Annotated in this window: 16 protein-coding genes; all 16 read right to left on the reverse strand. The window is 38.1% G+C overall.

What is annotated here, in order from left to right; genetic code table 11:
* Positions 1 to 11: 11 nt before the first annotated feature.
* Positions 12 to 1,316 carry a diaminopimelate decarboxylase gene (lysA, locus tag BR30_RS0104565; RefSeq protein WP_026563983.1) on the reverse strand — a complete coding sequence of 435 codons (1,305 nt, stop codon included), beginning with the start codon at positions 1,314 to 1,316 and terminating at the stop codon, positions 12 to 14.
* Between the two features lie 158 nt (positions 1,317 to 1,474).
* The gene (locus BR30_RS0104570) at positions 1,475 to 2,965 is read right to left on the reverse strand and encodes a spore germination protein (RefSeq protein ID WP_026563984.1); all 1,491 of its coding nucleotides are present in this window, start codon (positions 2,963 to 2,965) and stop codon (positions 1,475 to 1,477) included.
* Positions 2,952 to 3,527 carry a stage V sporulation protein SpoVABEA gene (locus tag BR30_RS0104575; RefSeq protein ID WP_035445027.1) on the reverse strand — a complete coding sequence of 192 codons (576 nt, stop codon included), beginning with the start codon at positions 3,525 to 3,527 and terminating at the stop codon, positions 2,952 to 2,954. The genes BR30_RS0104570 and BR30_RS0104575 overlap by 14 nt, the downstream gene beginning before the upstream one ends.
* A gap of 48 nt (positions 3,528 to 3,575) precedes the next feature.
* A complete protein-coding gene (locus BR30_RS0104580; protein WP_026563986.1) occupies positions 3,576 to 3,998 on the reverse strand; it encodes a stage V sporulation protein AB in 423 nt (140 codons plus the stop codon).
* Positions 3,988 to 4,608, reverse strand: a complete 621-nt coding sequence (locus BR30_RS0104585) for a stage V sporulation protein AA (RefSeq protein WP_026563987.1) — start codon at positions 4,606 to 4,608, stop codon at positions 3,988 to 3,990. Before BR30_RS0104585 ends, BR30_RS0104580 begins: the two co-directional genes overlap by 11 nt.
* A 110-nt stretch (positions 4,609 to 4,718) precedes the next feature.
* Positions 4,719 to 5,477 carry an RNA polymerase sporulation sigma factor SigF gene (gene sigF, locus BR30_RS0104590; RefSeq protein WP_026563988.1) on the reverse strand — a complete coding sequence of 253 codons (759 nt, stop codon included), beginning with the start codon at positions 5,475 to 5,477 and terminating at the stop codon, positions 4,719 to 4,721.
* A 12-nt stretch (positions 5,478 to 5,489) separates the two neighbouring features.
* Positions 5,490 to 5,930, reverse strand: coding sequence for an anti-sigma F factor (gene spoIIAB, locus BR30_RS0104595; RefSeq protein ID WP_026563989.1), 441 nt, complete (start codon positions 5,928 to 5,930; stop codon positions 5,490 to 5,492).
* Positions 5,931 to 6,281 carry an anti-sigma F factor antagonist gene (gene spoIIAA / locus BR30_RS0104600; protein WP_026563990.1) on the reverse strand — a complete coding sequence of 117 codons (351 nt, stop codon included), beginning with the start codon at positions 6,279 to 6,281 and terminating at the stop codon, positions 5,931 to 5,933. It abuts the gene before it with no gap.
* 176 nt (positions 6,282 to 6,457) lie between these two features.
* Entirely contained in the window at positions 6,458 to 7,630 is a 1,173-nt protein-coding gene (locus BR30_RS0104605; protein WP_026563991.1) for a D-alanyl-D-alanine carboxypeptidase family protein, read from the reverse strand.
* 145 nt (positions 7,631 to 7,775) lie between these two features.
* Positions 7,776 to 9,080, reverse strand: a complete 1,305-nt coding sequence (locus tag BR30_RS0104610; RefSeq protein WP_026563992.1) for a pyrimidine-nucleoside phosphorylase — start codon at positions 9,078 to 9,080, stop codon at positions 7,776 to 7,778.
* A gap of 26 nt (positions 9,081 to 9,106) precedes the next feature.
* Positions 9,107 to 9,928: a purine-nucleoside phosphorylase gene (locus BR30_RS0104615; RefSeq protein WP_026563993.1), complete on the reverse strand. Its 822-nt coding sequence runs from the start codon at positions 9,926 to 9,928 to the stop codon at positions 9,107 to 9,109.
* A gap of 15 nt (positions 9,929 to 9,943) precedes the next feature.
* On the reverse strand, positions 9,944 to 11,128 hold the full coding sequence (gene deoB, locus BR30_RS0104620; RefSeq protein ID WP_026563994.1) for a phosphopentomutase: 1,185 nt from the start codon (positions 11,126 to 11,128) through the stop codon (positions 9,944 to 9,946).
* 225 nt (positions 11,129 to 11,353) lie between these two features.
* A complete protein-coding gene (xerD, locus tag BR30_RS0104625) occupies positions 11,354 to 12,241 on the reverse strand; it encodes a site-specific tyrosine recombinase XerD (RefSeq protein ID WP_026563995.1) in 888 nt (295 codons plus the stop codon).
* Positions 12,242 to 12,246: 5 nt separating this feature from the next.
* Positions 12,247 to 12,474, reverse strand: coding sequence for a YqzK family protein (locus BR30_RS0104630; protein ID WP_026563996.1), 228 nt, complete (start codon positions 12,472 to 12,474; stop codon positions 12,247 to 12,249).
* Between the two features lie 120 nt (positions 12,475 to 12,594).
* On the reverse strand, positions 12,595 to 13,059 hold the full coding sequence (gene fur, locus BR30_RS0104635) for a ferric iron uptake transcriptional regulator (RefSeq protein WP_026563997.1): 465 nt from the start codon (positions 13,057 to 13,059) through the stop codon (positions 12,595 to 12,597).
* 118 nt (positions 13,060 to 13,177) lie between these two features.
* Entirely contained in the window at positions 13,178 to 13,825 is a 648-nt protein-coding gene (spoIIM, locus tag BR30_RS0104640) for a stage II sporulation protein M (protein ID WP_026563998.1), read from the reverse strand.
* Positions 13,826 to 13,887: the final 62 nt, after the last annotated feature.

Raw genomic sequence — 13,887 nt, forward strand, 5'->3', positions numbered from 1 at the left:
TTGCGCTTTTCTTATTTAAGCGGCAAATCGTGTTTTATTAAATCCTCATATGTCTCTCTCTTAACCACAAGGGTTGCTATTCCGTTTTCTACGAATACCACTGCTGGACGCGGGATGCGGTTATAGTTATTCGACATTGAATAGCCGTAGGCACCTGTACAAAAAACGGCGAGAATATCTTCTTCCCCTACATCTGGTAACGGTAAATCCCAAATCAACATGTCACCTGATTCACAGCATTTCCCAGCTATTGATACAGTTTCTTTCGCTTTCGTTAATGGTTTATTCGCAAGAACAGCCTCATATTTCGCCTGATAAAGGGCTGGTCGAATATTGTCACTCATTCCACCATCCACTGCTAAATACTTTCGAACACCAGGAACCTCTTTGGATGAACCCACTTTATAAAGAGTAATTCCGGCATCCCCAACAAGCGAACGCCCTGGCTCAATCCAGATTTCCGGCATTTTTAAAGAATAGCTATCAGTTAATATTTTTACTTCCCGAATAATTTCACTCACGTATTGAGAAGGTTGAATGGGTTCATCTTCTTTTGTATAGCGGATTCCAAAGCCCCCGCCCAAATTTAATACTTTTGCTTCGAAGGAATGCTCTCTTTTCCATGCTTCCATTTTTCCGACAATCTTTTTAGCTGCTAATAAAAAGCCAGTTGTTTCAAAAATTTGTGATCCAATATGGCAATGGAGACCAAGGACTTCAAAGTTATCATTTTTTAGTGCCATTATTAGTGCTTCTTCCGCTTGTCCATTTTGAAGATCAAACCCAAATTTAGAATCTTCCTGCCCAGTTAAAATGTAATCATGCGTATGGGCTTCGATACCAGGGGTCACTCGCAGCAGGATGCTAACATGAGCATTTTTCTCTTTAGTAATGGTTTTCAAAAGCTCCAATTCTGAAAAATTATCCACAACGATGCAGCCAATTTCATGTTCCAATGCCATTTCTAATTCTTCTCTGCTTTTGTTGTTGCCGTGAAAATGAATTCTCTCGACAGGGAACCCTGCAGCGATAGCAGTATACAATTCGCCGCCAGATACTACATCTAGTGACAATCCCTCTTCCTCGGCGAGCTGAATCATTGCAATGGTTGAAAAGGCTTTACTAGCATAGGCAACCTGCGCCTTGATTCCTTGTTCTTCAAATGCCCGTTTAAAGGATTGGGCCCTTTCACGCATTAATGCTACATCATATACATATAGAGGAGTTCCATATTCTTTCGCCAACTCAATAGAATCGACCCCGCCTATTTCTAAATTTCCGTTTTTGTTTACGCCTGTTGTCCCGTAAAAATACATACCCTTCCCTCTCTCCCAATCACTCACTATAGTTTATGCGGACAATCATAAAAGATAATAATAAATAGACAGAATCTACAAAAGATACTGCCTATTTTTCATGCTTTATCCCTTTATTTAATTAAAAATACTTTAGCATACCTGTTAGAAAAGTGCAATTATTTCTCGTTAGCTTTAGGCGGTTGACGGTAACGGTTTCTAGGATGAACAATACTTGGTCTAAGGATAGAACCTGGTATCGCTCTGCGTACAATAATTTGCAAAAATCCTTTTGGCTCAAAAGGTAGGAAAGGCCATAGGTATGGTGTATTAAGGGCACGTATTTTAACAATGAAGAGAAAAAATACTGTCGCTCCAATGACAAATCCTGGCAGATGAAATAACGAAACAAAAATCAACAATGTTAATCGGCCAATTTTGTTTGCTACGCTTAATTCATAACTAGGAGTTGTAAAAGTGCCAATCCCCGAAACGGCGACATACAAGATTACCTCTGGAACAAATAGACCTACACTAATCGCAATTTGCCCAATCAATATTGATGCGATTAAGCCCATTGCTGTTGAAAGCGGTGTGGGTGTATGAATTGCCGCTAATCGTAAAAATTCAATCCCAAAATCCGCTAAAAATATTTGAACGATTATGGGTATATTTGTCTGTTCATTCGGTCCAATAAATGAAAGTTTTTCAGGCAATAAAGAAGGTTCTAATACAAATAACATCCATAAAGGAAGTAGTAAAATAGATGTTATGATACCCAAAAAACGTGTCCAGCGTACAAACGTTCCCATTGCTGGAGATTCACGAAACTCTTCTGCATGCTGTACATGATGAAAATATGTTGTAGGAGTAATAATAACACTTGGAGAAGTGTCGACATAAATCACAACATGCCCTTCAAGAATATGTGTAGCAGCAACATCCGCACGCTCTGTATATCTAACCAGCGGAAATGGATTCCATCCCTGTTTCAGGATGAATTCTTCTATCGTTTTATCGGCCATAGGAATACCATCTGTTTTAATCCCTTGTATTTCTTTACGGATCACATTTACCATATCCGGATCTGCAACATCCTCTAAATAGCCTAAAGCCACATCCGTCTTTGACCGTTCTCCTACCTTTAGCATTTCAAAGCGAAGACGTTCATCTCGAATTCTCCGCCTCGTTAAGGCAGTATTCAAAATAATATTTTCAACAAACCCATCTCGGGACCCTCTAACCACCTTTTCTGTATCAGGTTCTTGAGGCTGCCTTCCTGGATAACTTCTGACATCCACGACAAAAGCTGTATTTTCCCCTTCCATTACTACAGCAACTAATCCGGACAAAACCTTATCAACAATGTAATCAAGTGTGGTGGCTTGTTCAACCGATTGATTAATTAGCCTATTTTCAATTACCTTAAAGAAATCTGATGATAATTTTTCATGGTCATTGATTTCAACTAATTCTTCAATTAATTCAATTACGAAGCGGGAATCACATAAGCCATTTACATAGTAGATATGTACGTCTTTTTTGAGGATTTTTAATTTCCTCACACCAAAATCAAAGCTTTTCCCAAGACCAACCCGTTGTTTCATATAGTTTTCAACTTCAGTTACTGATTCAGGGATTGGCCATTTTTGTTCGTTACTTCTTGACATGGAAGCCACTCCTTTCAAGTATAAGCTCCACTGCTTTTTTCGTTATCGGGGAACCATTTTTGTAGGAGTCATGTCTAGCCATCTTGCCAATATCACCAATTCCTACGATGACAGGAACCTCCAATTCATCAAGGCAGTATACTGTATCACCATTTATTCTCCCGATTTCAAGCTCAGGTATACCAAATTTATCTACTCCATATGGAGTTAAATTTCCATCACGATCGATACTTACATCCACCCTTGACCATTCTTCATGTCTTGATTTCGCGGCTACCGCAATAATGCCTAGAACTTCAATGTCTTCATGCCCGGCTACATATTTCAAAGCATTCTCACCAGCACCTTCTCCAACTATGCCACTATCATCAAACATCACTAATACAGGATCGTGAAGGGTCTTTTTTATTAACTGGACTATTTTCTCGCCGGTTAAGGTTGACGGATTCCCTTGGGAACTAGAAATACATCTGCCTCCTATTTCTTTGGCAACATGCTGGACTGCTTTCTTAGCATATTCATCACCGTCAGTAATTAAAATAACACGCCTCCGAATGCTCATTGTGTGATGTCCTTTCTTGGCCCAAGTTGAAAACTCTTCCCCAAAGGGTTAATGATGTACAAAATAAACCCATTGAAAAATTGACCCCGCAATTTTTCCTAATACGATTGCCATGATTAATATAACAATCTCACCATCCAAGCGGATTCTTTTGGCAAGAATAGGCAAAACGTTTAATACCTCGGTGAGGGCTGCAGCGAGCATCCCATAAAATATTCCACCTGTAATTCCGAGAAGAATTAATGAAATAGAAGGAATATGTAAAATAGGATCTCTCAAACTTGCGCCTACCCCAGCGAGTGCGCCTAACACAACTGCCCATTCATAGTGCTGAATCATTTTCATTGTTTTACTTAGTTGCGTCAGTCTCGGGATAACCCCTAATACCGTTAGAAAAGCCACAAAACCAGAACCTACTGCCAGTCCACTCGCTACACCTAAAAAAAGGATGGCTATTATCTTAATCGTCACTGATTTTTTTTATACTTTCTTTATTTTCGTGGATAATTACGTAATTATCTAAATCCATTTGATAATTAAACATTTCTACCTCAAGGGGACTGGGCTCTTCATTTATACGTTTCTTAAAGACATGATTAAAAAAAAGAATCATTCCCATGCCTAATCCAATTGAATAGGGAATTTGAAACAGTAATGGTTTTGAATCTTTTTTTCCAGTGATAATCGTATATATTTTTTCATGGACACTTTTCATACTTACATCATCATGAAAATTCATTATTGCCAAGGCTGAGCCGAAAAATAAGAGAAACCAAATTAAAAGGAAAAAAGGCAAGTGAACTCCCTTTTTCTTATTCATGACTTCAATGATGGTTTGGGCGGGTCCAATCGTTTGAACTTCCATTCTTTCAAATTCATTTTTAATTAAGTGGATGACTTTCATGACATCGATAATGACGATATTCTGATCTGTAACTGTTAATTGATGAATGATCATTGTTTGTAGTCGTGAAAGAACTTCGTCTGGTGCAATGACTTGGGCAATATCATTTAACAATACCTTTTCTTGGGGCGGAGCCTGAACACGATTCCGCATACGGATATATATTGTTTCTTCCAAAACATTCACTTCCCAAACAATGATTTCCTGTATAAATAGTATGAGTAATAAGCACCTTTTTCATTAAATCCAAAAAATACCAGGTTATCACCACAAAAAAACCGTATGAATCAGAGATCCATACGGCCTTTCATTTGCTGCAATATTTTTTTTTCAAGTCGTGATACTTGCACTTGGGATATTCCAAGCCTAAGAGCGACCTCAGATTGTGTTTGGTCCTTATAATACCTCAAATAGACAATGAGTCTTTCGCGCTCATCTAATTCCCGGATAGCTTCCTTCAACGCAATTTTATCAAACCATTTTCCTTCATTACCATCATCAATTTGGTCCAGTAGAGTAATTGGATCTCCATCATTTTCATATACAGTTTCATGAATCGAAGAAGGTGTTCTGCTGGCTTCTTGTGCGAGAATGACATCCTCTGGTGTGAGTTCAAGATGGGCTGATATCTCGTTAACCGTTGGTATTCTGCCAAGCACTTTTGATAATTCGTCTTTTGCTTTTCGGATTTTGTTTCCCATTTCTTTTAATGATCGGCTAACCTTAACCGTTCCATCGTCACGGATAAATCGCTGAATCTCACCAATAATCATAGGGACCGCATAAGTCGAAAACTTTACATCATAGGAAAGGTCAAATTTATCCACTGATTTTAATAATCCAATACACCCAATCTGGAACAGGTCATCAGGGTCATACCCTCGATTAAGAAACCGTTGGACAACAGACCAAACAAGACGCATATTTTTTTCAACAATTAGATCCCTTGATTCTTGGTCTCCATCTTGGCTCTTTTTAATGAGCTCTTTTACTTCATGATCCTTTAAATATGTTTGACCTTTATCATTCTTAACCTCCACATCCATTGGCAAGTCTCCTTAATTGCAAAGCATTTTGCGGTTTTGTAAATGCTTTCGTAATCTAACTTCGGTTCCTCGACCTGGCTGTGAATGAACCTCTACCTCATCCATGAAATTTTCCATGATAGTAAAACCCATTCCGGATCGCTCTAAATCCGGCTTTGTTGTAAATAATGGCTGACGAGCTTCTTCCACATCTACAATTCCCAATCCAACATCTTTAATAGTTAGATCAATTAAACTATCTTCTATGATTACTTGAATATAAACAATTCCATTAGGATCATTCTCATATCCGTGAATAATCGCATTGGTCACTGCCTCTGATACAACTGTTTTAATTTCAGTCAACTCATCCATATTAGGGTCTAACTGGGCGATAAATGCGGCAACGGTTACTCGGGCAAATGACTCATTTTGACTTAGTGCACTGAATTGAAGATTCATTTCGTTCTTCATTCAGGCCACCCCCAATCTTTGCAATGCAAATTCTTCTGTCGGTTCCATTTTGATGATTTTAAATAAACCTGACATATCGAATAATCTTTGTATCGCTGGGGAAATCGCACATACCACCATTTCACCGTGGACCTGTTTAATTTGTTTGTATCTGCCTAAGATTACACCTAATCCAGAGCTGTCCATAAACGCGAGATGTTCCAGATTTAAGACAATATGACGAATTTCATTTTTTTCAATCACAGTTATCGCTTTTTCGCGAAGTTCATCCGCGGTGTGATGGTCTAATTCACCGCTTAAACGAATACACAGAACGTCATGCTTTGTTTCCATATCAATATTAAGACTCACTATCCCGTCCTCCTTAATCTGGTATAGTGAGACAATTCTCTTTCGGGCTGTTAATATCCTTCTGTAAATACAAAACTAGTTGCAATTCGCTAAAAGAAGTGATTTATTCGGAAGATTCGACACAACCTAGGTAACTTAGATAACTATCGCTCTAGTGCCTTGGCGCTTTCGCTTTTCTATTTACCGGCCTTTGTGAACATCCCAAATGAACGTTTATATAGGGTCCACCATCCTGCTTCTTTTACGGTTCCCCTTGCTAATAAAGGACTTTCTACAAAGACTTTTCCGTCTTTTATTAATTGAATGGTTCCTATCTTATCGCCTTTATTAATGGGAGCTTGGAGATTTTTATTAATCTTTATTTTTTGTTTGACTTCCTCGGTTTTTTCACCTTTTTTTGTAAGCAGTGAAATCGGCTCACTTGTTACAGCCTCAATCGTCTTCTCCTGTCCTTTACTTAATCTTGCTTTGGCGATTATCTGGTTTCGTTTATACATTGGATGTGTTTGATATTGGTTAAAAGCATAATTAAGCATTTTGGTTACTTGGGCATTTCTTTCCTTTGAAGTAGGTGCTCCGAACACAACCGCAATGACACGCATCCCATTCTTTTGAGCTGTGGCTGTTAAGCAGTATTTTGCTTCCGCAGTAAAGCCTGTTTTAAGTCCGTCTACACCAGGGTAAAATCGCACCAATTTATTAGTATTAACAAGCCAGAATTTTTTGTCTGTATTCTCACGAAGGTATGCTTCATACATACCAGTAAATTTCGTAATGTCCTCATATTTTAATAGTTCTTTCGCCATCATAGCCATATCATTTGCAGTGCTGAAATGACCACTAACTGGAAGTCCCGTTGTATTTTTAAAGAAAGTATGTTTTAAACCAAGTTCTTTCACTTTGTTATTCATCATGTCAACAAACGCTTCTTCTGAGCCAGCAATTCTTTCAGCCATAGCCACAGATGCATCATTTCCAGAACCAATTGCAATTCCTCTTAGCATTTCCTTGGTGGTCATTTCTTCACCAGGTTCAAGAAAAATTTGTGAACCACCCATCGATGCTGCATACTCACTTGCACGGATTTTTTCATTCCAAGACAGTTTTCCTTTATCAACGGCTTCCATGATTAAAAGCATGGTCATAATTTTGGTCATACTCGCCGGCGGTAACTCTTCATTCCCGTTTTTCTCATAAATCACTTTTCCTGTATCACGTTCAATTAAAATAGCGGATTTTACATTGTTGACGATATCAGCATTCTTTTTTTCTTCAGCAGCAAACGCTGATGTACTAAATAAACTTGTAAGTAAAAAAATTGTCACTATCAAAGAGACAAATCGTTTCATTCGCATAACCCTCCATTCTTTATAGCATCCATTTTTTCCAAAATTAATAACTTTATACAGTTATTCCCTTGTAAACAAAATAAAAATAGGGTGTCAGGCACCATGTGAATTTTTCACATGGTGCCTGACACCCTTTAGGGTCGATTTATTCGGTTATTTCCCCATGAATCAGAATTGGTGCGTCTATTTTTGTTGCTGAAATTTTGATGTTGTTATAGAGTTTTGTTTTTACTTCTTCGACATTTTCGAAATTGCTGTAAATGGTTACTAAGGATTCACCTTTCTTCACTTGGTCACCGATTTTCTTTCTTAAAACTAGACCCACAGCTAAATCAATGATAGATTCCTTAGTTGCTCTTCCAGCACCAAGAATCATCGCAGCTGTTCCGACTTCATCTGCCACGATTTCAGATACATAGCCATCCTCTTTAGCTTCAAGTTCAATGATAAACTTTGCTTGGGGCATTTTCGAAGGATCATCAACAATGGACGCATCCCCGCCTTGTGAGCTTAAAAATACTTTTAACTTTTCAAGCGCTGAACCGTCTTTAATTACGCCTTCAAGCTTGGTCCGCGCTTCTGCTAATGAGTCCGCCTTCTCCGCTAAATAAACCATATGGCTGCCAAGAGTTAAACATAATTCCGTTAAATCTTCAGGACCTTCACCTTTTAATGTATCAATAGCTTCCTTCACTTCAAGGGCATTCCCAATCGCAAAACCTAGCGGTTGGCTCATGTCAGAAATAACAGCCATTGTTCTTCTGCCGACATTATTTCCAATTCGCACCATTGCTCTTGCAAGTTCGCGAGAATCTTCTAGTGTCTTCATAAATGCACCTGCACCGGTTTTTACATCAAGAACAATCGCATCAGCACCAGCTGCAATTTTTTTACTCATGATTGAACTTGCGATTAGTGGAATACTATCGACTGTTGCCGTCACATCTCTCAGTGCGTAGAGTTTTTTATCTGCAGGAGTTAAATTTCCACTTTGCCCAATTACTGCTATCTTGTTTCTATTGACAAGGTCAATAAATTCTTCATTTTCAATTTCAACATGGAAGCCTGTTACCGCTTCTAATTTATCGATTGTACCTCCGGTGTGACCTAAGCCGCGCCCTGACATTTTGGCAACAGGCACATCAAGTGCCGCAACAAGTGGTCCGAGCACTAGCGTTGTTGTGTCACCCACACCGCCGGTAGAATGTTTGTCCACTTTAATTCCCTCAATTTGCGATAAATCAATTTGGTCACCTGATTCAACCATTGCCATGGTCAAGTCGGCTCTTTCCTGTTCAGTCATCCCTTTAAAAAAGATAGCCATAGTTAAGGCGCTGACTTGGTAATCTGGAATTGATCCGTCGGTATATCCCTTTATAATAAATTTTATTTCATCTGCGGATAGTTCTTGTCCATCTCTTTTTTTCTCTATTAAGTCAACCATTCTCATCTAAATCACCACTTTACGAAAAATATTTACTTAGCAATTGTTTTCACAATCTCTTTTATATACTGAAGGAAGTCAGCTTTAACTCTTTCAGTTGTTTCAATCACCTCATCATGGGTAAGTGGCTGGTCAAGAATACCCGCCGCCATATTTGAAATACATGAAATACCAAGTACCTTCATGCCACTATGACGGGCAACGATTACCTCAGGGACAGTGGACATTCCGACTGCATCTCCGCCCATCGCTCGTACCATCCGAATTTCAGCTGGTGTTTCATAAACAGGTCCTGGATTACCGAAATAAACTCCTTCTTTGACATTGATATTTAGTCGGCTCGCAATTTCTCTTGCCGCAACCCGTAAATCTTTCGTATACGCCTCTGACATATCAGGGAAACGAACACCTAGCTTAGAATCATTTGGTCCGATTAATGGATTTGTTCCCATATTATTAATATGATCTGAAATAATCATTAAATCACCTGCAGAGAAACTTTCATTAACTCCGCCTGCAGCATTGGTCACGATTAACATGTCTACGCCTAACTCTTTCATGACGCGAACAGGGAAGGTTACTTTCTCCATACTATAACCTTCATAGAAATGGAAACGCCCTTGCATGGCGACAACTTCTACACCACTTAATAATCCAAACACTAGTTGACCTGCATGGCCCTCCACAGTTGAAATAGGGAAGTCAGGAATCTCATTGTAAGGAATTTTTACTGGGTTCTCAATTTCATCTGCTAGTACCCCTAGTCCAGAGCCTAGAATAAGCCCTATCTTAGGTGTATTTGCATATTTCTGTTTTAAAAAGCTTGAAGCATTTTGAATTTTTTCAATATTCATCTTTAATACCCCTTTTTATTTCAATTCATTTAAAAAGCTTTTTCCGTAGTTAGGTAATTTGACTTTGAAATTGTCTGCAACAGTTGCACCAAGGTCAGCAAATGTCTCTCTTAATGGAAGTTCCTTACCTTCAGTCATACCTTTTGAGTAAACTAATAAAGGTACATATTCACGTGTATGGTCCGTACCTGGTGCTACTGGGTCATTTCCGTGGTCGGCTGTAATCATTAATAAATCGTCTTCTCTCAATTTCGCAAACACTTCTGGGAGACGTTCATCATATTCTTCCAAAGCCTTCCCATAGCCCTCAGGGTCCCGACGATGGCCATATAAAGCATCAAAATCAACCAGATTTAAAAAACTAATTCCTGTAAAATCCATTTCTAAGGTTTCGACAAGCTTATCCATACCATCCATATTAGAAACCGTTCTTAGGGATTGAGTCACGCCTTCACCGTCATAGATATCGGATATTTTTCCAATTGCAATGACATCGAAGCCGCTATCTTTTAATTCACTCATCACCGTCCGGTCAAATGGTTTTAGCGCGTAATCGTGACGGTTCGAGGTACGTTTAAAGTTCCCTGGTTCACCTAAGAAAGGGCGTGCGATGACACGTCCAACCATATACTTTTCATCAAGCGTTAATTCACGAGCAATTTTACAAATTTTGTATTGCTCTTCAATTGGAATAATTTCTTCATGTGCAGCAATCTGAAGAACCGAATCAGCGGAAGTATAGACAATTAATGCCCCTGTCTTCATATGCTCTTCGCCCAGCTCATCGAGTATTTCTGTTCCGCTTGCCGGCTTATTCCCAATAATTTTCCTTCCTGTACGCTTTTCTAATTCCGAAAGAAGTTCATCTGGAAAACCCTCTGGGAACACTTGGAAAGGTGTTTGAATATTTAAACCCATGATTTCCCAGTGTCCGGTCATGGTATCTTTTCCGTTAGAGGCCTCCATCATTTTCGTGTAAAACGCTAACGGTTTTTCTGCCCTTTCTATTCCTTTTATTTCACGGATGTTGCTTAAACCCAGCTTGCCCATATTCGGCATGTTAAGGCCGTTCATTCTTTCAGCAATATGCCCAAAAGTATCTGCACCTTTGTCACCAAATTTTTCAGCATCCGGTGCTTCTCCAATCCCTACTGAATCCATAACAATAATAAAAATACGTTTATATTTATTTGCAGCCATTTAATTCTTCCTCCTTCTACTACTAGAAAACGTTTGCAAATACTCAAATCATACAAATATGTTGCCCTCATTATATGGGTTTATGAAAACTAATATAATTTTATTCGTCAGAAGTCTGACATCTCTATTTTACTAAATCTATCAGAAATTACAAGAAAAAAGCCACCAAAATTAAGGCAGCTTTTTGACAATTTTATGTTTTTTTTAGATTCCCCTACTACTCTATTAAGCTCGTGGATGAAATTTACTATATACGTCTTTTAATTTTGTTTTCGTAACCTGTGTATATATTTGAGTGGTTGAAATATCTGAATGACCTAACATTTCTTGAACAGCACGTAAATCCGCCCCATTTTCTATCAAATGCGTTGCAAACGAATGACGAAGGGTATGTGGGGTAAGTTCCTTATGGATGCCTGCTTCTTTTGTAAGCTTTTTTAAAATTTTCCAAAACCCTTGGCGCGTCAACCTTTTCCCTTGATGATTTAAAAACAAAGCATGATCCTGATGCTTTGTGGAAACAAAACGGGGTCTTCCTTCTTCTAGATAATGCTTTATTGCCTCTGAGGCTGTACGTCCAATCGGAATGATTCTTTCTTTATTCCCATTGCAGCGCACAAATCCCATCGATAACTGGACATTATCAATCTCAAGACCTATTAGTTCACTAACCCGGATACCTGTTGCATATAACAGTTCAAGCATCGCCTTGTCCCTTATCCCAAAATGATCATGTGGTTGTGGTGTCTCCAGCAGGACTTCTACTTCCTTCAAACTCAATACATTTGGAAGGGACCTTTCAAGCCTTGGTGTTTCAATTTGAACGGAAGGATCTTGCTCAGTTTCCTTTGCCCTTAATAAGAATTGATGAAATGCCCTAACGGAAGCGATGTGTCTTGCTAAGGTTTTCTGTGATTTTCCTTGTTCTTTTAAAAATCTTAAAAAGTGAATGATATGGACACGTTGTACATCATTTAAAGACATGACCGATTCCACATTTTTCAAATAGTGAAGATAGCTTTTTAAATCTCGTTCATATGCCATAATTGTATTATTGGATAAACCTTTTTCAACGATTAAGTAATGCATAAAATCCTTTAATTGCTCGTCCATCGCATTTACTCCCCATTTAAATAAAACAACATCAGCCGATCTAACAAAGAAGAATTATCCTCATTTACAGCGTTCGAAACCTTGAGAGAGGCTCCTTCCGGTTCATCATAGCGATGATAATTTTGATATTCTTCATTTACCAACATGATACCATAATAGAAAAGAATCGTGCATCCTGTGAATATAATAAAAACTTTTAAGGTTTTTAGTGCTACTTTAATAAATTGGCCCATTCTACTTCCCCCAATTTTAAGGTCGTCTAGTAAAATGTATGCCAAAACAGACAATTTTTATACCTAGTCATTGGTATTAAAGGGGAAAAGAAAAAAGCCCTTTTCAAGGAGCTTCTTTGGTTAATCAGTTTTTTCATCATCTTTCACTTTATCCTGGCATCGGTAACAGATTCCATGAAAAGTAAGACGATGGTCTTTTATTTTAAAATTCCATTTACGTTCCACAACTGCTTCAACATCTTCAAGTAAATCCTCTTGAATTTCATCAACGGCACCGCATTCAATACAAACTAGATGGTGATGAAAATGGGCTGCACCTTCCTGCCTGAGGTCATAACGAGAAACCCCATCCCCAAAATTTATTTTATCAACAATTTTTAATTCCGTTAATAATTCCAACGTTCGATAAACAGTTGCTAAACCAATTTCAGGCGATTTTTCTTTTACGAGGAGGTATACATCTTCTGCACTTAAATGATCCTCTTCATTTTCTAATAAAACACGAACTGTTGCCTCACGCTGAGGTGTTAGTTTATAACTTGCGGAATGCAACTGTTTTTTTATTCTCTCAATCCTAGTTTCCATCCTGAAGTCCCTCCCTCGCCACTGTTAATTCTCATTATAACAGATGGCAATTGAGAATCAAAATAAAATTATTATAAATAACAATAAACAATAATTAATAATTAATATTATAAAGTAATTACTTTAAACTAGTTGAAGTTACAATGGTTTTCATTAGCCATGGCGAAAGATAGGCCTCGATTCCAGATGCGGCAGATATAAATATCACGGCTACAATCAAAGCAAAAATATATCTCTTAAAAAAAGGAAGGATTGGCTGGGCATATTTTTTCATAAATTGTTTTTTTATCATTCGGATTGAGAATATTACTGATAATGCTGCCATCATTATAAAGACGGGAATGATAATCAAATTCTGCGGTAATATGGAAACAAAGGCTAGCATAAACCCCTGCCATCCCATTTGGCTGACTAGAAAACCAACGGTAAATCCCACTACCATTCCTTTAATAAATAATAGAATGAGAATAACCGGCAGACCAATAATTGAAATACCTAGAATCCACATGAGCCCAATAAACTTACTATTATGGAATAAGCTTTGCAGGAATAAATCACTGTCTTCGGCATCTTTTCCACTTGAGACTTGGCCAAAGAATTGGGATAAATAGTAGAATAAATCTTCCTTCTGGGTAATACTCATACTATTTACAACAATGGCCCCAAAGATTACTCCCATTAAAAATAAGACGACAATGAACAAAAAAATTGAGGAATGCTCACGGAAATAACTAGCGGCATCGGACTGGTACAATCGTTTTTTCATTTGCGTTTCCTCCTACTATTCTCGATTCAGTTAATACATTGTATGCCAGTCTATTATTTCTA

The organism is Bacillus sp. UNC41MFS5 (genome assembly GCF_000686805.1).